The organism is Streptomyces sp. NPDC002730, assembly GCF_042888805.1.
Taxonomy (GTDB): Bacteria; Actinomycetota; Actinomycetes; order Streptomycetales; family Streptomycetaceae; genus Streptomyces.
In genome coordinates this window covers 66,812-86,186 of record NZ_JBIAQG010000016.1, presented here as the reverse complement: position 1 = coordinate 86,186, position 19,375 = coordinate 66,812, and the positions used below count along the sequence as shown (strand labels likewise).

Below are 19,375 nucleotides of genomic sequence, written 5' to 3'. Positions count from 1 at the left end.
GACACGAGCCCCGGAGCGGCCCGCCCCCGCGCCCAGGCGGACCCGGCTGCCCCGAGCGACCAAGGGCCCGCACCCGGAGACCCCTCACCTCCGCAACGCACCCGCACCCCCGGGCCAGGCCCCCGCCGCGCGCCCGCACCCCCAGACCCCGCACCCCCGCCGCGCGCCCGCACCCCCGGGCCAGGCCCCCGCCGCGCGCCCGCACCCTCAGTCCCGCGCCAGACCGAATCTCGACCGGAGCCCCGGAGTCCGCTCGTCCGCCGCCACCGACGCAGCGCCGTCCGTCACCGTCTCGTACACCGCCAAGATGTCCGCCCCGACCGTCGACCAGTCGAAACGCCGCACATGCGCACTGCCCCGCGCCCGCAGCTCCGCCCGCCTCGCCGGGTCCCGCAGCAGCCCTACCGCCGCGTCCGCCAGCGCGTCCGCGTCCTCGTTCGCGAAGAGCTCGCCCGCCGCGCCCTGGTCCAGGACCTGCGCAAACGCGTCCAGGTCGCTCGCCAGCACCGGCGCGCCCGCCGACATCGCCTCGACGAGGATGATGCCGAAGCTCTCGCCGCCCGTGTTGGGCGCGACGTACACATCGACGCTCTGCAGCAGCCGCGCCTTGTCCTCGTCGCTGACCATGCCGAGGAACTCGACCCGCGAGCGCATTTCCTTGGGGAGTACCGCGACCGCCTCCTCCTCGTCGCCCCGGCCCGCCACCAGCAATCGGGTCTCCGGGCATTCCGCGAGGATCTTCGGCAGCGCCTTCATCAGCACCGGCAGCCCCTTCCGGGGCTCGTCGATGCGCCCTATGAAGCCGAGCGTGTTGCCCTGCCACTCCGCCTTCGGCTCGGCCCTTTCGAAGAAGCCGACATCGACGCCGTTCGGGATGACGACCGCGTCGCCGCCCAGATGCTCGACCAGCGTCCGGCGGGCGTACTCGCTGACCGCGATCCGTGCGCTGATCTTCTCCAGCGCCGGCTGCAGGATCGGGTAGGCCGCGATCATGGCGCGCGAGCGCGGATTGGAGGTGTGGAACGTCGCGACGATCGGCCCCTGCGCCGCCCAGCAGCTCAGCAGCCCCAGCGACGGCGAGGCGGGCTCATGAATGTGGATGACGTCGAAGGTGCCGTCGTGCAGCCAGCGCCGCACCCGCGCCGCCGACAGGAAGCCGAAGTTCAGCCGGGCGACCGAGCCGTTGTACGGGACGGGTACGGCCCGGCCCGCCGAGACGACGTACGGCGGCAGTGGCGTCTCGTCGTCCGCCGGCGCCAGTACCGACACCTCGTGGCCGAGCCTGATCAGATGCTCTGCCAGGTCCCTGATATGGAATTGGACGCCGCCCGGTACGTCCCAGGAGTACGGGCAGACGATGCCGATCCTCACGCCCGTTCCTCCCGGCGCTCTTGATCCGTCACAGCGAGGTCGGCGAGCCACAGCCGCTGCAGCATGTGCCAGTCCTCCGGGTGCTCGGTGATTCCCGTGGCGTAGGCATCGGCCAGCGCCTGTGTCATGGAGGACGTCTTCTCGGCCTTGGTACCTGTCTCCGGCACCTCGACATGTGGATGGATCCGGCCCTTCATCAACGGCGCGTCCTCGTACCAGAGGGTGACAGGCAGCAGCACCGCGCCGGTCTGCTGGGCCAGCGTCGCAGGCCCGGCCGGCATCCGCGCCGTCTCGCCGAAATACTTCACCTCGACGCCGGAGGCCGACAGATCTCGGTCGGCGACAAGACACACAAGGCCGCCTGCGCGCAGCCGCCGCGCCAGCGTCCCGAAGGCCGAACCGCCCGTATGCGGCAGGACCTCCATGCCCAGGCTCTCGCGGTACGCCACGAACCGGTCGTACAGCGACTCGGGCTTGAGGCGCTCGGCGACGGTCGTGAAGGGGATGCCCAGGGTCCTGGTGACCCAGACACCCGCGAGGTCCCAGTTCGCCAGGTGCGGCAGCGCGAGAATCACGCCGCGTCCCGACGCGAGTCCCTCCTTCAGATGATGGACGTCCTTGATCTCCACGCTGTTCGTGACGCGCTCGGCGCTCCAGGTGGGCAGCCGGAAGGACTCCATCCAGTAGCGCATGTACGAGCGCATGCCGGCCTTCGACAGCTCGGCGAGGCGCTCGGGGCTCGCGTCGGGCACCACCCTGGCGAGGTTGGACTCGAGCCGCAGCACGCTCTTGCCGCGCCGCTTCCACGCGGTGTCCGCGATGGTGCGGCCGAGCGCGGCGGCCGCCGGCTCGGGCAGCATCTTGACGGTGCTCCAGCCCAGTCCGTACAGCCCGTCGGTCAGACGCTCCCGCATCACGTCGCCTCAGCCTCGTTCCCCTGTGCCGCGGCGGCGTCGGCCTCCGCGGACTCCCGTCGTACGGTCACCACCCGCTGCCCCAGCGTCACCAGGCTGCCGACGGCGACGATCCACAGCGCGATCGGCAGCAGAATGTCGATTCCCGGCACCCCGAAGGCGTGCAGTCCGGCGAGGCCGGCGGCGACCAGTGAGATCACCAGCCGCTCGGCGCGCTCGATCAGACCGTTGACCGCCACCGGCAGGCCAATCGATTCACCACGTGCCTTGGTGTACGAGACGACCTGGCCGCTGGCCAGGCAGAAGATGGCGACGGCGCACAGCACATTGTCGTTTCCCGTGCCCGCGTACCAGAGCGCGAAGCCGGCGAAGATCGCGCCGTCGGCAACCCGGTCGAGCGTCGAGTCCAGGAATGCGCCCCAGCGGCTCGAAACCCCAGCCTGCCGCGCCATATTGCCGTCGACGAGGTCGGAGAAGACGAACAGCGTGATGACGATCGTGCCCCAGAAGAACTCTCCCCGGGGGAAGAAGACCAGCGCACCCGCCATCACTCCGGCCGTGCCGATCAGGGTGACCGCGTCGGGGCTCACCCCACGTCGGAGCAGAAATGCGGCGAACGGTGTGAGGACACGCGTGAAGAATGCACGCGCGTACTTGTTCAGCATGGCCTTCCCGGAGGGTCGGTGGGCCGCATGGCCCCATCGGCCACCGGCTGGCCCATCGTAGCCAGGACCGACGCGCTCCACCGCCGGGCACCCGCCTCCCGCGGTCGCGTACGACGTATGGACGCACCGTGACGTGAGTGGAAAGCTCGAAAGACCACCGCGGGCATCGCCGGAGCTGCCCCGGACGTCTCCGGGACCTCCCTCATGGCTCCCCGCACCCGCGGCCCCTCTCCTCACCGGGCAATCGATCGGGAGGCATGAATCATGGGCGACAAGGCGAATGCACACCCCGGAGCCGCCGGCAGGGCGGCTACGGCCGACCAGCCCTCATCCGTACGGAACGTGGTGCTGGTCGGCCACAGCGGATCGGGAAAGACGACGTTGATCGAGGCCCTCGCGCTGACCGCGGGCGCGGTCAACCGGGCGGGCCGCGTCGAGGACGGCGGCACGGTCTCCGACTACGACGAGATCGAGCACCGGCAGCAACGTTCCGTACAGCTCTCACTCGTCCCTGTCGAATGGGGCGGGTACAAGATCAATCTGCTGGACACTCCCGGATATGCCGACTTCGTCGGGGAGCTGAGGGCCGGTCTGCGAGCAGCGGACGCGGCCCTTTTCGTTGTGTCGGCGGCACAGGAGGCCGATGCGATCGCGGGCGCGACCCGGTCGGTGTGGGAGGAGTGCGCGGCGGTCGGAATGCCGCGCGCGATCGTCGTCACGCACCTGGAGACCGCGCGCACCGATTTCGAGGAGCTGACCCGCGTCTGCGGGCGGATCTTCGGGGGGGACGACCCCGATGCCGTGCTGCCGCTGTATCTGCCGCAGTACGGGGCGCAGACCCCCGACGGCCACGCCCCGGTCACCGGCCTGGTCGGACTGCTCTCCCAGAAGATCTTCGACTACTCCTCCGGCGAGCGTAAGGAGACCCCGCCCGATCCGGAACAGACCTCGCTGCTCGAGGAGGCCCGCAACCGGCTGATCGAAGGAATCATCGCCGAGAGCGAGGACGAGACCCTCATGGACCGCTATCTCGGCGGCGAGGAGATCGGCCTCGACACGCTGATCCAGGATCTGGAGAAGGCCGTCGCGCGCGGCATTTTCCATCCGGTGCTCGCGGCCGCCCCGGCGCTCGATGGCGCCAAGCAGGGTCTCGGTACGGTCGAGCTGCTGGAGCTGATCACGGGCGGTTTCCCGACCCCGCTGGAGCCTGCGGCTCCCTCCGTCACCACCCCGCAGGGCGCGGCGCGCCCGCAGATCAGCTGCGATCCGCAGGGGCCGCTGGTGGCCGAGGTGGTCAAGACCGCGTCCGACCCGTATGTCGGCCGGATCTCTCTCGTACGCGTCTTCTCCGGCACCCTGCGTCCGGACGAGACGGTGCATGTGTCGGGGCACGGGCTCGCCGACCGCGGCCACGAGGACCATGACGTCGACGAACGGGTCGGCGCGCTCTCCGCGCCCTTCGGCAAGCAGCAGCGCCCGCTCCCCCAGGTCATCGCCGGAGACCTCGCCTGTGTGGCGAAGCTTTCCCGCGCGGAGACCGGGGACACGCTCTCCTCGAAGGACGACCCGCTGCTGATGGAGCCCTGGACGATGCCCGATCCGCTGCTGCCGCTGGCCATCCAGGCGCACAGCAAGGCGGACGAGGACAAGCTCTCCCAGGGGCTTTCGCGGCTGGTCGCCGAGGATCCGACGATGCGGCTCGAGCAGAACCAGGCCACGCACCAGGTGGTGCTGTGGTGCCTCGGCGAGGCGCATGCGGATGTCGCGCTGGAGCGGCTGCGCAGCCGGTACGGCGTCCAGGTCGACGTGGTGCCGCACAAGGTGTCGCTGCGGGAGACCTTCGGCGAGAAGTCGGCGGGCCGAGGACGGCATGTGAAGCAGTCCGGCGGGCACGGCCAGTACGCGATCTGCGAGATCGACGTGGATCCGCTGCCGCCGGGGTCCGGGATCGAGTTCGTCGACAAGGTCGTGGGCGGCGCGGTGCCGCGGCAGTTCATCCCGTCCGTGGAGAAGGGCGTACGTGCCCAGGCGGCGCGCGGCGTGGCGGCCGGTTACCCGCTCGTCGACGTACGGATCACGCTGCTGGACGGCAAGGCGCATTCGGTGGACTCCTCCGACGCCGCCTTCCAGACGGCGGGCGCGCTGGCGCTGCGCGAGGCGGCCGCGGATACGCCCATCCATCTGCTGGAGCCGGTCGCCGAGGTGCGGGTGCTGGTCTCGGACGAGTATGTGGGTCCGGTGATGAGCGATCTGTCGGGGCGGCGCGGCCGGGTGGTCGGCACCGAGCAGGCCGTCGGGTCGCGGACGCTCGTGCGGGCCGAGGTGCCGGAGATCGAGATCGGGCGGTACGCGGTGGATCTGCGGTCGATCTCGCATGGGACCGGGCAGTTCAGCCGCTCGTACGCGCGTCATGAGGCGATGCCGCCGCAGTTGGCCGAGAAGCTCCGTCAACAGGCGGAAAATGGCTCGTAGTTGATGGTGCCGCCCGTTGTGCGCCCTTGCGGCGGGCGGCATTTCAGTGTCCTCTGACGAAGGCGGCACACCCCGGATACGCTGTGGTGCCCAGCTCAGAAGGTGTGCGGGGCACGGTAGTTGGGAACAGGCCGCAGTGCGGATGCTTGCGGCGATGGGGGCGGTAGTGGCGAACGACGTTTTCGATTTCACTCCGGGGGCTCAGGTCCCGCTCCTCGGCTCGGCCGGGCAGACGGCGGCGACACATGCGCTCGCCTCGGCCGCGTACCGCGACAGTCCCGTCGCGGAGCTCCTCAAGGCGAACAGCGAGTGGCACAAGTCCGAGGTGAAGAAGGGCAAGTTCTCGCTCTTCGAGCCGAATCTGGGCGAGGCGTTCTCGCGGGCCGTGCAGATCCGGATGTTGGGCGGTGCCCGAAAGGCGTTGATCCAGTCCTTCGGCACCGAGCCGCAGGCGGTGGTCGAGCACTGTCTGGCCGCCACCCGTATCCGCAAGGAGCGGGACATCAGGCTCACCGGTGTGATGGCGGTCTTCGGACTGCTCTTCCTGCCCGGACTGCTGCTCTGGCTGGCGGTTTTCCAGCTCCGCCGGACGATAGCGGGCGCGCAGAACAAGCGTGCCGGGGCGCTCGGCACCGCGCTGCTCGCCGCCTTCGGCATTCTCGCCGTGATCTTCCTGGTGCGGCTGCCCTTCAGCGGACTCCTGGGGTACTACATCCGCGGCATGATCGTCGCCCCGGTCGTCGGCTGGCTGCTGGCCAAGCGGATCTGCGAGTCCACGGCGAAGGACATGCGCGCCCGCTGGGAGACCCTGCTCGCGGGCGGCGGCATCGGGGCCAAGGTGCCCGAGGCCGTGCCGGGCCACCCCAACGAGACCGCGCGCGAGCAGCTGCGCCAGGGGCTGGAGAAGCTCACCGCCGAACAGCAGTCCAACGCGGTCTTCTACGCGGGCCCCAAGGGAATACTGGGCATGGGCACACGCTGGGGCAGCTGGCAGCTCGCCGAGGAGCTGGTGTCCAAGGAGCCGGGCAAGGACATCAACCAGTTCCGCAGCTGGGACGTCATCCGCGCGATCCACGATCGGCTGAAGATGCTGGAGCGGGGTCCGCTGAACTCCGGCGGCTTCCCCACCCCCTCGGTCAAGCACTGGATCGTGGCTCCGGTCGGCGAGAACGCCGCAGAGGTGGCCCGGCCGGAGGGCCAGGACGTGGAGACCTTCCAGGTCAAGGGCCACGAGATACAGCGGATCTGCAACCACCAGCAGTTCGGCGGCGGCAATCGGCACTATCTGGGCATCCAGTTCACACTCTGGGACGGTCAGTTGGTGATCACCATGATGATCACTGTCACCGTGCTCCACGAGACACTGCGCATCGAGGTGACCGGGCACGCGCTCGGCCCGGTGCACTCCCTGTTCACCACCAAGCCCGCGCCCAAGACCGTCACGGTCGCCAAGACGGTCCGCTTCTGGGAGACGACCGACCGGCAGCTTCCGCTGGTGGAAACGCCCGAGGTGGTACGCCTCGCGGTGCGCGCGCCCTTCACCTGGTACCCGCCGATGCTGGACTTCCTCGGCGGCAAGCTGGTCCTTCCCGAGCCCTTCGGGCTGCGCCACGCCTGGGCGGACAAGCCCTGGCGGCACCGGTTCATGGCGGACGACGCGATGCGCGCTGCCACGCCCGTACTGCGCGTCACGCACGCCGCGGCGATGAAGGTGCTCGAGGAGAACGGCGTGGACACCGAGCGCTTCGGCAACCGCTCCATGATCGTGAGCGGCCTGGTCCAGGACCCGTCGCCGCGCCAGGCCGACCTGTACGACGCCTAGCGGCACAAGCACCGGGCCCGGTGGACACCTGGCCCGGTCAGGCGCTGGGCCCGGCCAGGCAGGCGTCGGTCAGACGGGCCAGGCCTCCGCCAGCATCTTGCGCGTATCGCCGAGGAGCTGGGGCAGCACCTTGGTGTGCCCGATGACCGGCATGAAGTTGGTGTCGCCGCCCCAGCGCGGAACGACGTGCTGGTGCAGATGTGCGGCGATACCGGCGCCGGCGACTGCGCCCTGGTTCAGCCCGATGTTGAAGCCGTGCGCCCCCGACGCCGTACGCAGCGCGGTCATCGCGTGCTTGGTGAACACCGCGAGCTCGGCGGTCTCCGCCTCGTCCAGCTCGGTGTAGTCGGCGACATGGCGGAACGGCACCACCATCAGATGCCCGCCGTTGTACGGGTAGAGGTTGAGCACCGCGTAGACCCGCGAGCCGCGGGCGATGACGAGTCCGTCCTCGTCCGACTTGGACGGGATGGAGCAGAAGGGACAACCGTCGTCGGCGCCTGGCCCGGTCGGCTTGTTCTCGCCCTGGATGTACGCCATCCGGTGCGGCGTCCACAGGCGCTGAAACGCGTCCTGCGTCCCGACTCCGATCTGCTGTTCCGGCTCACTCGTCATGTTGTGCAGCATATGACTTCGCCCGGCCGCGCAGGCCAGAGACCCCCGCAGTGCCGATCGCACTGCGGGGGTCCCGTACGCCTTGCCGGGCCTCGTACGCCCGGTCTGTCTCGTGTCAGAGCTGGACGCGGTCCTCGACGACCTTCGCGATCTTCGCGATGGCCTCGTCGACCGGGATGCCGTTCTCCTGCGAGCCGTCGCGGTAGCGGAAGGAGACCGCGCCGGCGGCCATGTCCTCGTCGCCCGCGATGACCATGAAGGGCACCTTCTGCTTCTGGGCGTTGCGGATCTTCTTCTGCATACGGTCCGAGGCGGCGTCCACCTCGACCCGCAGCCCCTTGGCCTTCGCCTTGGCGGCGAACTCCTGGAGGTACGGGATGTGCGCGTCGCCGATCGGGATGCCGAGTGCCTGCACCGGCGCCAGCCAGGCCGGGAACGCGCCCGCGTAGTGCTCGAGCAGCACCGCGAAGAAGCGCTCGATCGAACCGAACAGCGCACGGTGGATCATGACCGGGCGCTGCTTGGTGCCGTCGGGACCGGTGTACTCCAGGTCGAAGCGCTCCGGCAGGTTGAAGTCCAGCTGGACGGTGGACATCTGCCAGGTGCGGCCAATGGCGTCCTTCGCCTGGACGGAGATCTTCGGCCCGTAGAACGCGGCGCCGCCCGGGTCCGGGACCAGCGGGAGGCCCTGCTTCTCGGCGACCCTGCGCAGTGTCTCGGTCGCCTCCTCCCAGACCTCGTCGGAGCCGACGAACTTCTCCGGGTCCTTGGTGGACAGCTCCAGGTAGAAGTCGGTGAGGCCGTAGTCGCGCAGCAGGTTCAGCACAAAGGTCAGCGTCGAGTCGAGCTCGTCCGCCATCTGCTCCTTGGTGCAGTAGATGTGCGCGTCGTCCTGGGTGAACCCGCGGGCGCGGGTCAGGCCGTGCACGACGCCCGACTTCTCGTACCGGTACACGGTCCCGAACTCGAAGAGGCGCAGCGGCAGTTCACGGTAGGACCGGCCGCGGGCGTCGAAGATCAGGTTGTGCATCGGGCAGTTCATGGGCTTGAGGTAGTAGTCCGTGCCCTCGTCGAGCTGCATGGGCGGGTACATGCCGTCGGCGTACCAGTCCAGGTGGCCCGAGGTCTCGAAGAGCTTCCCCTTGGTGGCGTGCGGGGTGTAGACGAACTCGTACCCCTCCTCCTCGTGCCGCTTGCGGGAGTAGTCCTCCATGACCCGGCGGACGACGCCGCCCTTGGGGTGGAAGACCGCGAGGCCGGAACCGATCTGGTCCGGGATGGAGAACAGGTCCAGCTCGTTGCCGAGCTTGCGGTGGTCGCGCTTCTCGGCCTCGGCGAGGAACTCCAGGTGAGCCTTGAGCTCGTCCTTGGAGGGCCAGGCGGTGCCGTAGATGCGCTGCAGCATCGGGTTCTTCTCGCTGCCGCGCCAGTACGCGGCGGCGTTGCGCATCAGCTTGAACGCCGGGATGTTGCGGGTGGTGGGCAGGTGCGGACCGCGGCAGAGGTCCTTCCAGCACAGCTCGCCCGTCTTGGCGTCGAGGTTGTCGTAGATGGTCAGCTCACCCGCGCCGACCTCGACGTCCGCGCCGTCGTCGGAGGACGCGGAGCCCTTGAGCCCGATGAGCTCGAGCTTGTACGGCTCGTCGGCGAGCTCCTCACGGGCGGCCTCGTCGGTGACGACGCGCCGCGAGAAGCGCTGGCCGCGCTTCTGGATCTCCTGCATCTTCTTCTCGATGGCCTTGAGGTCATCGGGGTGGAAGGGCTTCTCGACATCGAAGTCGTAGTAGAAGCCGTCCTTGACCGGCGGACCGATGCCGAGCTTGGCCTCGGGGAAGAGCTCCTGCACAGCCTGTGCCAGCACGTGCGCGGTGGAGTGGCGCAGGATGTTGAGGCCGTCCTCGGAGGAGATCTCGACGGGCTCGACCTCCTCGCCGTCCTTGATCTCGTATGCCAGGTCCTTCAGCTCACCGGCGATGCGCGCGGCGACGACGGTGCGCTCGCCGGCGAAGAGCTCGGCCGCCGTAGTGCCCGTCGTCACCACGCGCTCTTCCCGCTCGGAATCGCGTTGGATGATCACACGGACGTCTGACACCGGTCTCTCCTGCCTGAAGGGGTGCGCCGCATTCGTATGGCGTGCGCGATACGAATCGTACCGAGCCGACGGGGTGCCTTGCGAAACGGTTTGTTCCCCTGCCCGCCCCTTCCCTTGACCGGGGGCAGGCCCCCAGACTCCCGTACGCCCTCCGGCCGTGTCCTCAACCGCCGGACGGGCTGGATCTTCAGCCTCGCCGGCGATATAGGCGCGGGGTCCGGGGCGGGGCCCCAGTTCCAGGGAAGGCACCGCAGGCGAGCCGCACGCCGCACCCTCACTCCCCCTGACACGCCTCCTCGAAGTAGTCCAGATTCTCGTACAGCGACTTCATCAGGCGGTCCCGCTCGGACTCGTCCACCTGGACGGGGACCACGTTCGACGCGTCCGTCAGGCGTCGGAAGCCGCCTCGTCGCTCCAACCGGCCCACGACCCGGATCGGCAGTCCGACCAGATGCGCATGGCCTGCCGTCCGGTACGACTCCTCGTCGAGCGCCACCCGTACGTGCGGTACCTCGGCCCCGGCCAGCACCCGCAGCCGTACCGTGCCCGCGCCGCGCGGTCCCGAGCGCCGCATCCGGACCACCGTGCCCGTGATCCGTACCGGAACGGACGGCTCGTCCCGGAGATAGCGCGCGCCCGCCTCGCGCAGCGCGGGCAGGTCGCCGGGCGAGAACTCCACGGGGTCGTTGCGCGCCGCGCACCCCTGGGGCACTCCCGCCGCCGGCGACCACTCCAGCGCGATCCGCGCGCCCTCCGAGCCGCGCACCAGCGCGATCACGGCCTCCGTCAGCTCGCGGCTCACGCCGGCCTGCACGGCAGCGTCGAAGGCTTCCATTCCTCCGGTCGCCCGCTGGTAGTCGGCGGCCTCCCGGGCCGCGTGCAGCGCGTGATAGAGCCGGACCGTGACCGCACGGCCGTCGTCCACCGGCACGAACGCGGTGAGGGTGCGCCCGCCCTGCGCGGGACCCACCAGTACCCCTTCCAGCGAGGCCTGTGCCTGCCGCCGGTGCCGCGCGCCGTAGTAGCCCGCGCGTTCACGGGCCGCGAGCGCACCGGCCATCAGCATCTGCCGGGCGGCCGCCCGCAGTTGCTCCTGTGCGGTCCACGACGCCGCGCCCGACGGCCCCTGCGGCACGTCCCGCCACCACCGGATCTCGTCGCTGGGCACGGTCAGCCCGACGAGCACCTCACGGGCCGAGGGTGCCGCACTGCGGGCCAGCGCGGTGAGCGCCTCGCCCAGCAGGTCCTCGCAGTCGGGGAAGGACCTGCTCTCCGGTACGAGCAGACTCGTGCCGCCCGCGGCGGGCCCCGGCGGCGTCCAGCGCGCATAGCGCCCCGCCGCTCCCCCGCGCCGCCGCCAGCCGTGCCGGTCGAGCAGCGCGCCGAGGACGACAGGGTCGACCTGGGCGGGGTCCGGCTCCCCGCTCCCGTACCAAGGTCCTGGCACATCGCCCGTCAGGTGGGGCCGTATCGACTCCTGCATCAGGGTCTCCCTCCCGCCCCGACCTTCGTCATGATCTCGCAGAGCGCCCGGTCGTCGAAGATCCGTGAGGTCGGGATCCGCACGGTGGTCCTGCGCCTGCCCGTCACCGGGTGGCCGGCCAGATTGGTCCAGTAGCAGCAGTGCCGCAGATCGAGCCGGTCGTGACTGGCGCGCAGCCACTCGCCCTGGGTCCGGGGGACGAGCATCACGACAAGGATCTTGTGCACCGAGACGGGGGTGCGGGCCAGTTTCACCAGGTGGTCGTTGTCGAGCGTGAACGAGAACGCCGCACCGGGTGGGTGCGGGGGGATCTGGTACGTGCACTTGAGCTGCACTTTGATGGTCACCTCGTCATCGACCGTGTGTCCGGCGGAGCTGTGACTGACGTGCCAGTCGATGCCGTTGTCCGGAAACGGCTGCGAGAGCGAGCAGCCGGCCGCGGCGGCGACCGCGTGCAGATAGCCCACCTGGAGAGTCTCCATGCAGGCGGTGGTGGCGAGTCCGCCGCGCAGCGGTGCGATCCGCTCGGGCAGCAGCCCGCCCGGTTCGGGCTGCGCGAGCGCCATGGCTCTTCGTGCCTTCCGGGCTGTACCGATCAGTGTCCCCACGACGGGGCGTCAATTTCCGTACCCCTCATATGTGTTGTCACCGCCCTGCGTACAGCGCAAACAGCACGGGTATCACCGATTCGGGCAGGGGGATCACGCCATCTGCCGGGCATGTGCGAGGAGTTCAGCGATGACGCACTGGTATGACGGCCCCCTGGCCGCATTTGACACCGAAACCACTGGAGTTGACGTCGAGGAGGACCGCATCGTTTCGGCTGCGGTCGTCGTCCAGGACATGGCGGGCGGCCGGCCGCGCGTCACGCGCTGGCTGGTCAATCCGGGCGTGCCCGTGCCGCCGGGCGCCACCGAGGTGCACGGGCTCACCGACGACCACCTGCAGCGCAACGGCCGCTGGCCGGCACCTGCGATGGAGGAGATAGCCAGGGCGCTGGCCGAGCAGTGCGCCGCGGCCCGCCCGCTCGTCGTGATGAACGCGCCGTTCGACCTGACCATCCTCGACCGGGAACTGCGCCGCCACCGCGCCGCGTCGCTGGGCCGCTATCTGGAGAACGTGCCGTTGTGCGTGCTGGACCCGCGAGTCCTCGACAAGCATCTTGACCGCTACCGCAAGGGCCGCCGCACCCTCACCGATCTGTGCACGCAGTACGAGGTGGTGCTGGACGACGCCCATGACGCGGCCGCGGACGCGATGGCCGCGCTCGACGTCGTACGGGCGGTGGGGCGACGTTTCGCCTCGCGGATGGAGCGGCTGTCACCGTCGGAGCTGCACACGCTGCAGGCTGTGTGGCACGCGGCGCAGGCGCGCGGTCTGCAGGCGTGGTTCGCCCGCAGCGGTGCTCCGGAGCCGGTGGACCCGCACTGGCCGCTGCGCCCGGATCTCGCCGCCGCCGCCTGACTCCGGGTGGCGCCCCGCTCGGGGGCGCCACCCGAAGGTACGTCGGGCGGCGGCTGTCGGTCAGGCGTCCGTCAGCCGGTGAATCTCGCGGTGAGGGAGGTGAACTGCCAGTTGCTCTGGCTGATGCCGGAGCAGTTGCTGACCACACCGCCGCCGGGGCAGGGCCGGTCACGGTTGACCGACCAGAACGCGAGGCGGGCGATGTGGTGGGAGTTGGACCAGTCCTTGATCTGGGTCCAGGTCGCCGGGCTGGTCTGCTCCTGCTGGTCGCTGAGGCCGTTCATGCCCGAGATGCCGATATGGGCGTAGGCGGTGGCGTCCGACCAGCCGAAGGTGCTCATCAGCTTGGTCTTCAGCCCTTCGGTGGCGTTGACGGTGTTGCCGTACATGTCGGCGCCGCCGCCGAAGTCGAACGGCATGATGGTGAAGACGTCGATGTCCGCCTGGAGTGCGTTGGCGCGCTCGATGAGGCGGCTGCCCCACCAGGTCGGCCCGGTGGTGGACGTACCGAAGGTGAGGATCGTCCTCAGGCCGGGGTTGTTCTGCTTGACGATCTTCAGGGCACCCAGAATCCGGTCCTGTACGACCTCGTTCTCGAACTCGTCGCTGTTCTCGATGTCGACGTCGATCGCCTTCAGTCCGTATGCGCTGATCACCTTCTGATAGGCGCCGGCCAGCGCCTCAGGGGTGGAGCAGTTCGGGCCGAGCTTGTTGCCCGACCAGCCGCCGATGGACGGGACGATGTCACCACCCGCGCCACGGATCGCGTTGATGGTGGACTGGTCGGCGCCGCCGGCGAGCGGACGCGTGCCGTCCCAGGCAGGGTTGCAGCCGCCGGAGGAGAGGATGAACGCCATGGTGAACCTTTTGATGCCGGTGGCGGTCATCACGGAGGTGGCGCTCGGCGGATCACCCCAGCCCAGGTAGAGGTACGGGGCTGCCTGTTTGAAGCCGCCACCGCCGCCACTGCCGGCGTCGGTCGTCACGCCGACGGCGGTCGAGGCCGCCGAGAGGTTACCGGCCGCGTCACGGGCGCGGACCGTGAAGCTGTACGAGGTGCTCGCAGCCAGACCGCTGACCGTGGCACTGGTGCCGGTCACCGTGGAAGCCCTCGTCGGGCCCTGGTAGACGTCGTAACCCGTGACTCCGACATTGTCGGACGACGCGTTCCAGGCCAGCGAGACACTGGAGGACGTCTTGGCGGTGGAGCGCAGATTCGTGGGCGTCGTGGGTGCCTGGGTGTCGCCGCCGCCTCCGCCGCCGGGGCCGTCGAGGCTGATGTCGTCGGCGTAGTAAGTGCCCTGTGCGTACCAGCCGTTGAGGTAGATCTCCGCGCTGGTCTGCGAGGCACCGGTGGTGAAGGACACGGTGAGCTGGGTGTATCCGGTCGCGGACGGGGTCCAGGTGGAGGCGCCGCCGGCCACACCGAGGTGCACGTAGTTGCCGCGCACCCAGCCGGAGAGCGTGTAGGCGGTGTTGGGCTGCACCGGGACGGTCTGGGTGCACTTGGCGTTGTCGCTGTTGCTCGCGGCACCGGCCAGCGCCTTCGTACCACTGTGTACGGGGCTGCTCACCACCGAGCCGAGTCCGCCGGTGCAGGACCAGCCGGAGAGGGAGCCGGTTTCGAAGCCGGCATTGGAGAGCAGGTTGGCTGCCTGGGCCGTGCCGGGCACGGCGAGCGAGGCTGCCGCGGCGAGCAGCGCCGCGCCGAGGCCGGCCAGTAGTCGATTTCGGATACGCACGTGACCTCCCAATGAGGGGCGGGTGCGGGTCGACGGACCTGACGCGGCGCCACGATTGGTCTGGACCTGCGAGGCGGATTGAAGCGAAATGCCGTGCTCCCGTCAAGACGTACGGCGAAACAACTGCCGCCGCGCGCCCGTGAGTTGGAACTGGGGTCTCACCGCGGAAGCCGACCACGGGCCGCCCCTGCCAGGCCGCGGCCTACCAGCGCTCCACAGGCTGACCTGGTCAACTCCCTTAAGGGCGTCTCCTCCCGCAGGCTCCGCCAGGAGTACCCCGAACTGGTCCGGCACTACTGGCGGGCACAGCGCCTATGGTCCGGCTCCTACTTCGCCGGATCGGCCGGCGGAGCGCCGCTGCCGGCAGTCCGTCAGTACATCGAGCAGAGAAATCGTCCGATGTGACCTACGGGTCGGAGCACCTCTCAGAATCGCTGCACCACCTGGCCGAAGCCCGGTGCACTGCGATTGATCCCGGTAACACCGGCGAACACCGGCGCCCGAAAAACGTCGAGGCCGGTCCGTCTACTGACGGACCGGCCTCTCCCGGTGGGCGATACTGGGTTCGAACCAGTGACCTCTTCGGTGTGAACGAAGCGCTCTCCCACTGAGCTAATCGCCCGGGAACGCACTGAACCATACAGGCCCCTGCGGGTTTCCTTCAAACCCTGCCGAGGTATGCGGCCAGCCCACGCCGCCCGCCGCGCATCATCGCCGCGTGGTTGGCGAGGAAGACCGGCCGGCACGGCAACGCCAGCCGCCTCATCAGCGGCTTGCGCACCTCCACCTCCTGCTCGTACACGGCCCGGGTATCTGCGCCGCGCTCCGTCAGCGTCCACCGCGCCCACCCCTCCAGGTCCCCGTCCATGCCCACTTCGAGCAACCCCGCGGTCGGGTCGCGCCGCTGTGCGCGAGCGGTGACGAGCAGTTCGTACGGGAGGAAGGAGCGGAAGCGCGCGGTGCCGGTGTCCTCGTCGAGCCGGGTCACCTCGCGGACCTGCGGCCACCACAAGGGGTACTCACCGACCTGCTCGAGGACCGTGTACACGGCGCCCGGTCCGGCAGGCAGATCCCAGACGCTGCGGAAGCGGTAGTGACACCAGTTCATGGTGCAAGTCTGCGCCTGCCGGGGCGTACTCACGTGCGATCTGAGTATCCGCACCCATGCCCTGCCATGTGGCGGGGGCCACACTCCAGACCATGGAGAACGTTCCGCCACCCGCCCAGGAACTGGCGATCCTCGAGCGCGAGCTGGTCCGACTGGACGCTCGCCGGGCCCAGTTGCTGGCTCGCAGAGCCTGGCTCATCGCTGCGCTCCGGCCGCCCGTCGCGCCTGCCGTACTGGCCACGCGGCCCTCTGCCGCGCGGCCTTCCGTCGCGCAGCCCTTCCTCGCACCGCCGCCCGACGCCTCCCCGCCGAGTGTGCAGAATCTGCTGCTCACCCTCGGCGGCATTCTGCTGACCATCGCCGCAATCGCATTCACACTGGTCAGCTGGGGTGACTTGGGTATCGGCGGGCGCTCGGCGGTGCTCGGCGCGGTGACGGTCGCGGCGCTCGCGGCGCCGGTCGCGCTGCTGCCCAGGCGGCTCGCCTCGACCGCCGAGTCGGTGGCCGCGCTCGGCCTGGTGCTGATGGTGCTCGACGCCTACGCGCTGCACCAGGTGGCGCTGGCCGGAACCGACGGCCTCGGCTATGCCGCCTTCGCATCGGCCTCGCTCGCCGCGCTCTGGACGGTGTACGGGCTGTCGCTGGACCGGCTGCGGATTCCGCTGCCGGTCGCCGTACTGACCGCGCAACTCCCGCTTCCGCTCTGGGCGCTGACCGCCACTGCGGGCGCGCCGCCGATGGAGTGGGCGCTGCTGACGACCGCGGCGCTCGATGTCGCGGTCGCGGTGTGGGCGAAGCCGGCCGGTCTGCGAGCCATCGCCGCCACCGGTGCCGCGGCGACGGGCGGCTGGGCGCTGCTGATCGGCGGCTGGCAGTCGGTATCGGCGGATGCGCCGCTCGACGCGGCCGCGCCTGCCGCGCTGCTGCTCACAGCGGCCGCCGTGGCGGTGTTCGCGGCCTGGCGCGCCTCTTCGGCCGCGGTTGCCGCCTCCGCTGTGGCGGGTCTCGCGGTGATCGCGGCCGCCGGCGGCGTGGTGCGCGCGGCGGTGCCGGAGGGGTGGTCGGTACTGGGCTATCTGCTGTGTGCGGTCGCTCTGTTGGGAGTCGTACGGGCGGGCGGGCCGAAGTGGTTGGCACCGGGCCTGACGGGTGCAGCCGGCGCGGTGCACGCCTTGGCGGCGCTCTCGACGCTGCCACTGGTCGCGCTCACTCTGGCGGGCCCGCTGTCAGGCCTCGGCGACATCTGGTCGGGCACCCCGACGGATGCGCGCGGGGCGCTGGGCGTCGGGCTTCCGGAGCCGGGCCTGACCGCGGCACCGGTGGTGCTGCTGGTCGTGGCAGCGGTCCTCGCGACGGCGTCCCGCTGGTTGCCGTCGACGACAACTGCGTACACCGCGCCGGCAGTCGGCGACCCGAAGGGAACGACGTACCAGTCCGGCCCGGCAGGCGCCGGCCCGCACCCCGCGGGCACTCCTGCTCAGGCCACCGGCGCCACGGGCACCGCGCCGCGCCCGGCGAACGCGCCCGCCACGGAAGGCCGTCCCGGCCGGGCGACCGGCACCACGCACCCCGCCGACCAGGCCGGCAGCACCCCGCGCCCGGGGGACTCACCCACCACGGAAGACCATCCGGGCCGAACAACCGGCACCACCCCGTCCTCCTCCGGGCCGGCAGCCACCGACCCGGGCGCGCCCCCGAACCCCTCCGGCCCGCCCGCAGGAGCCTCCTGGCCCGGCCGGCCCCCGGCCTCCGGCGCGTGGGGAGCCGCCCCTGCGGCCCCACGGCCTGACCGGCGTGCCGCAGTCGTCGGCGCGGCTCTCGCGCTCGCGTGGGCAGGTCTGTTCGTCGTGCCGCCCGCGCTGGATCTGGCCCACCCGGCCACCGTGGCGCTCCACCTGGTCCTCAGCGTGGCCGCGCTGGTGCTCGCCGTGCGCCCCGGCCGGATCGCCCGGCACGCCCCGGCCGGCCCCGTCGTCGCCCTCGTCTGCGGCCTCGCGGGTGCTGTGAGCGTCGCCCTGTTGTCCCTGGCCACCCGCCCCGCCACCTTCGCGGTGCTGGGCACACTGGTGGCGGCTCTCGCGGCCGCGGCCGCGGTCCGGGCACCTCGCGCCACGCAGGCGGTACTCGCCTGCGCCGCCACCGCTTTCGCCACCGCCTTCGTGGGCGCCGTCGCCGCTGCCGCCGAACTCCCGCCCCACCGGGCCTCGTTGACACTCCTCGTCGTCCCCGCCGCCGTGGCGCTCCTCGCCGCCCGGCTGGGCCGCCACCCCGTCGCCCTCCCCATGGAGCTCACCGGCGCCGCGGCCGGACTGCTCGCGGTCGTCCTCGCCACGGAGCACCGGCCGACCCTCTCCCTGGTGCTCGCGCTCTGCGGCGTCATCGCCGCGGGCACCGCGGTACGTGCCGAGCGCCGGCCTGCCGCCGGCTATCTCGCGGCAGTGCTGTTCGTGCTGGCCACCTGGGCGAGGCTCGCCGCCTCGGACGTCGCGTCCCCCGAGGCGTACACCCTGCCCGTGACCGTCTCCGCGCTCGTCGTCGGCGTACTGCGCCGCCGCCGCGACCGGGAGGCGTCGTCCTGGACGGCGTACGGTCCCGGTCTCGCCGCGACGCTGGCGCCGAGCCTCTTCGCGGCCTGGGGCGACGGGCACTGGCTGCGTCCGCTGCTGCTGGGCCTCGCGGCCCTGGCCCTGACGCTCGCCGGTGCCCGGCTGCGCCTGCAGTCGCTGCTGGTGCTCGGAGGCACGGTGCTCGCGCTGGACGCCCTGCACGAGCTCGCGCCGTACGTCGTCCAGGTCGTCGGCGCGCTCCCCCGCTGGCTGCCACCCGCGCTCGCCGGTCTGCTGCTCCTCGCGGTGGGCGCGACCTATGAGCAGCGGTTGCGGGACGCGCGCAAGCTCCGCGACACCCTCGGCCGGATGCGCTGAGCGGCGGCGGACACGGAGAAACGCCGAAGGCCCCGGAGACTTCAAGTCTCCGGGGCCTTCGGTCCGGGTGGGCGATACTGGGTTCGAACCAGTGACCTCTTCGGTGTGAACGAAGCGCTCTCCCACTGAGCTAATCGCCCGGGCACTCCGCAAACATTACCCCATGTCAGCGAGTCCCCCTGACCAGTTTGGGGTCACTCCTCGATCTTCCACGGCATGACGATCCCGAACTTCCAGACGTAGATTCCGACCAGTACGGCGATGATCACGAGACCGATCGTGGTGAGGATGATGTTCCGTCGGCGCACCCTCGGATCGAGCGCCCGCTGAGCCGCCTCGGTGACCTTGCGCTTGGTCCAGCGCAGCACGAGCTGAGCCCAGACGAACTCGGTCGCCCAGATCGCCATACCGCCGAAGATCACCAGCCAGCCGGGGCCCGGCAGCGGCAGCATCACGATGCCCGCGCCGACCACCGCGAGGCCGATCACGAAGACACCGACCTGCCAGCTCAGGTGCAGCGTCCTCGACCTCTTGATGAAGTGGGGCGCCTTCGAACCGAGGACCGGCCCAGCATCCACCTTCTCCGTCACGTCCCCCGTCGCGGCGGTCGGACCCGTCGCTGCGACGGACTCTTCCCGCTCGTCACTCTCCGCATTCATGGGGCCCAACCTACCGGATTGAGCCACGTCACCGGAATGGCCCT

15 protein-coding genes and 2 tRNA genes are annotated in these 19,375 nt (G+C 70.6%); 5 read left to right on the top strand and 12 right to left on the bottom strand.

Going from position 1 to position 19,375, the window contains the following annotated elements:
• Positions 1-207: 207 nt before the first annotated feature.
• The 3 genes from ACFYXH_RS34695 to pgsA are packed head-to-tail and all read right to left on the bottom strand — an operon-like array spanning position 208 to position 2,950.
• Complete coding sequence (locus tag ACFYXH_RS34695) at positions 208-1,371, bottom strand: glycosyltransferase family 4 protein (RefSeq protein WP_389571675.1); 1,164 nt, start codon at positions 1,369-1,371, stop codon at positions 208-210.
• Entirely contained in the window at positions 1,368-2,285 is a 918-nt protein-coding gene (locus ACFYXH_RS34690; protein WP_389571672.1) for a phosphatidylinositol mannoside acyltransferase, read from the bottom strand. Before ACFYXH_RS34690 ends, ACFYXH_RS34695 begins: the two co-directional genes overlap by 4 nt.
• Positions 2,285-2,950 (bottom strand): phosphatidylinositol phosphate synthase, encoded by a 666-nt coding sequence (gene pgsA, locus ACFYXH_RS34685; RefSeq protein WP_327322319.1) that lies wholly within the window; start codon positions 2,948-2,950, stop codon positions 2,285-2,287. The genes ACFYXH_RS34690 and pgsA overlap by 1 nt, the downstream gene beginning before the upstream one ends.
• 264 nt (positions 2,951-3,214) lie before the next feature.
• On the opposite strand from pgsA, the gene ACFYXH_RS34680 reads away from it, so the two are divergent.
• Positions 3,215-5,422, top strand: a complete 2,208-nt coding sequence (locus ACFYXH_RS34680; protein ID WP_389571669.1) for an elongation factor G-like protein EF-G2 — start codon at positions 3,215-3,217, stop codon at positions 5,420-5,422.
• A 166-nt stretch (positions 5,423-5,588) separates the two neighbouring features.
• The gene (locus ACFYXH_RS34675; RefSeq protein WP_389571666.1) at positions 5,589-7,244 is read left to right on the top strand and encodes a hypothetical protein; all 1,656 of its coding nucleotides are present in this window, start codon (positions 5,589-5,591) and stop codon (positions 7,242-7,244) included.
• A gap of 69 nt (positions 7,245-7,313) precedes the next feature.
• Here ACFYXH_RS34675 and ACFYXH_RS34670 read toward each other — a convergent pair whose 3' ends face one another.
• The 4 genes from ACFYXH_RS34670 to ACFYXH_RS34655 all read right to left on the bottom strand — a co-directional run bounded on the left by ACFYXH_RS34670 (position 7,314) and on the right by ACFYXH_RS34655 (position 12,000).
• Positions 7,314-7,871, bottom strand: coding sequence for an HIT family protein (locus ACFYXH_RS34670; protein WP_389571662.1), 558 nt, complete (start codon positions 7,869-7,871; stop codon positions 7,314-7,316).
• 103 nt (positions 7,872-7,974) lie between these two features.
• Complete coding sequence (gene thrS, locus ACFYXH_RS34665) at positions 7,975-9,951, bottom strand: threonine--tRNA ligase (protein WP_389571659.1); 1,977 nt, start codon at positions 9,949-9,951, stop codon at positions 7,975-7,977.
• 274 nt (positions 9,952-10,225) lie between these two features.
• Complete coding sequence (locus tag ACFYXH_RS34660; protein ID WP_389571657.1) at positions 10,226-11,434, bottom strand: hypothetical protein; 1,209 nt, start codon at positions 11,432-11,434, stop codon at positions 10,226-10,228.
• Positions 11,434-12,000, bottom strand: a complete 567-nt coding sequence (locus ACFYXH_RS34655) for a DUF4365 domain-containing protein (RefSeq protein WP_389571655.1) — start codon at positions 11,998-12,000, stop codon at positions 11,434-11,436. Before ACFYXH_RS34655 ends, ACFYXH_RS34660 begins: the two co-directional genes overlap by 1 nt.
• A gap of 172 nt (positions 12,001-12,172) precedes the next feature.
• On the opposite strand from ACFYXH_RS34655, the gene ACFYXH_RS34650 reads away from it, so the two are divergent.
• Positions 12,173-12,898 (top strand): 3'-5' exonuclease, encoded by a 726-nt coding sequence (locus ACFYXH_RS34650; RefSeq protein ID WP_327322326.1) that lies wholly within the window; start codon positions 12,173-12,175, stop codon positions 12,896-12,898.
• A 71-nt stretch (positions 12,899-12,969) separates the two neighbouring features.
• On the opposite strand, the gene ACFYXH_RS34645 is transcribed toward ACFYXH_RS34650, so the two are convergent.
• Positions 12,970-14,640 carry a carbohydrate binding domain-containing protein gene (locus ACFYXH_RS34645; RefSeq protein ID WP_389571652.1) on the bottom strand — a complete coding sequence of 557 codons (1,671 nt, stop codon included), beginning with the start codon at positions 14,638-14,640 and terminating at the stop codon, positions 12,970-12,972.
• A gap of 93 nt (positions 14,641-14,733) precedes the next feature.
• Between ACFYXH_RS34645 and ACFYXH_RS34640 the strand changes: the two genes are divergently transcribed.
• Complete coding sequence (locus ACFYXH_RS34640) at positions 14,734-15,045, top strand: transposase (RefSeq protein ID WP_389571650.1); 312 nt, start codon at positions 14,734-14,736, stop codon at positions 15,043-15,045.
• A gap of 145 nt (positions 15,046-15,190) precedes the next feature.
• On the opposite strand, the gene ACFYXH_RS34635 is transcribed toward ACFYXH_RS34640, so the two are convergent.
• Together ACFYXH_RS34635 and ACFYXH_RS34630 are read right to left on the bottom strand one after the other, a co-directional pair.
• Positions 15,191-15,262: transfer RNA gene (locus ACFYXH_RS34635), tRNA-Val, on the bottom strand.
• A 39-nt stretch (positions 15,263-15,301) separates the two neighbouring features.
• Positions 15,302-15,748 (bottom strand): SRPBCC family protein, encoded by a 447-nt coding sequence (locus ACFYXH_RS34630; RefSeq protein ID WP_389571647.1) that lies wholly within the window; start codon positions 15,746-15,748, stop codon positions 15,302-15,304.
• 92 nt (positions 15,749-15,840) lie between these two features.
• On the opposite strand from ACFYXH_RS34630, the gene ACFYXH_RS34625 reads away from it, so the two are divergent.
• Positions 15,841-18,672 carry an SCO7613 C-terminal domain-containing membrane protein gene (locus ACFYXH_RS34625; protein ID WP_389571644.1) on the top strand — a complete coding sequence of 944 codons (2,832 nt, stop codon included), beginning with the start codon at positions 15,841-15,843 and terminating at the stop codon, positions 18,670-18,672.
• Positions 18,673-18,740: 68 nt separating this feature from the next.
• On the opposite strand, the gene ACFYXH_RS34620 is transcribed toward ACFYXH_RS34625, so the two are convergent.
• Positions 18,741-18,812: transfer RNA gene (locus tag ACFYXH_RS34620), tRNA-Val, on the bottom strand.
• A 54-nt stretch (positions 18,813-18,866) separates the two neighbouring features.
• Complete coding sequence (locus ACFYXH_RS34615) at positions 18,867-19,331, bottom strand: TIGR02611 family protein (RefSeq protein ID WP_389571641.1); 465 nt, start codon at positions 19,329-19,331, stop codon at positions 18,867-18,869.
• Positions 19,332-19,375: the final 44 nt, after the last annotated feature.

What these genes read in the sequence shown, in the direction of transcription:
- ACFYXH_RS34655 (WP_389571655.1), bottom strand. Translation starts at nt 12,000, where the DNA reads ATGGCGCTCGCGCAGCCCGAACCGGGCGGGCTGCTGCCCGAGCGGATC.
- ACFYXH_RS34690 (WP_389571672.1), bottom strand. Translation starts at nt 2,285, where the DNA reads ATGCGGGAGCGTCTGACCGACGGGCTGTACGGACTGGGCTGGAGCACC.
- ACFYXH_RS34680 (WP_389571669.1), top strand. Translation starts at nt 3,215, where the DNA reads ATGGGCGACAAGGCGAATGCACACCCCGGAGCCGCCGGCAGGGCGGCT.
- ACFYXH_RS34650 (WP_327322326.1), top strand. Translation starts at nt 12,173, where the DNA reads ATGACGCACTGGTATGACGGCCCCCTGGCCGCATTTGACACCGAAACC.
- pgsA (WP_327322319.1), bottom strand. Translation starts at nt 2,950, where the DNA reads ATGCTGAACAAGTACGCGCGTGCATTCTTCACGCGTGTCCTCACACCG.
- ACFYXH_RS34630 (WP_389571647.1), bottom strand. Translation starts at nt 15,748, where the DNA reads ATGAACTGGTGTCACTACCGCTTCCGCAGCGTCTGGGATCTGCCTGCC.
- ACFYXH_RS34660 (WP_389571657.1), bottom strand. Translation starts at nt 11,434, where the DNA reads ATGCAGGAGTCGATACGGCCCCACCTGACGGGCGATGTGCCAGGACCT.
- ACFYXH_RS34625 (WP_389571644.1), top strand. Translation starts at nt 15,841, where the DNA reads ATGGAGAACGTTCCGCCACCCGCCCAGGAACTGGCGATCCTCGAGCGC.
- ACFYXH_RS34670 (WP_389571662.1), bottom strand. Translation starts at nt 7,871, where the DNA reads ATGCTGCACAACATGACGAGTGAGCCGGAACAGCAGATCGGAGTCGGG.
- ACFYXH_RS34615 (WP_389571641.1), bottom strand. Translation starts at nt 19,331, where the DNA reads ATGAATGCGGAGAGTGACGAGCGGGAAGAGTCCGTCGCAGCGACGGGT.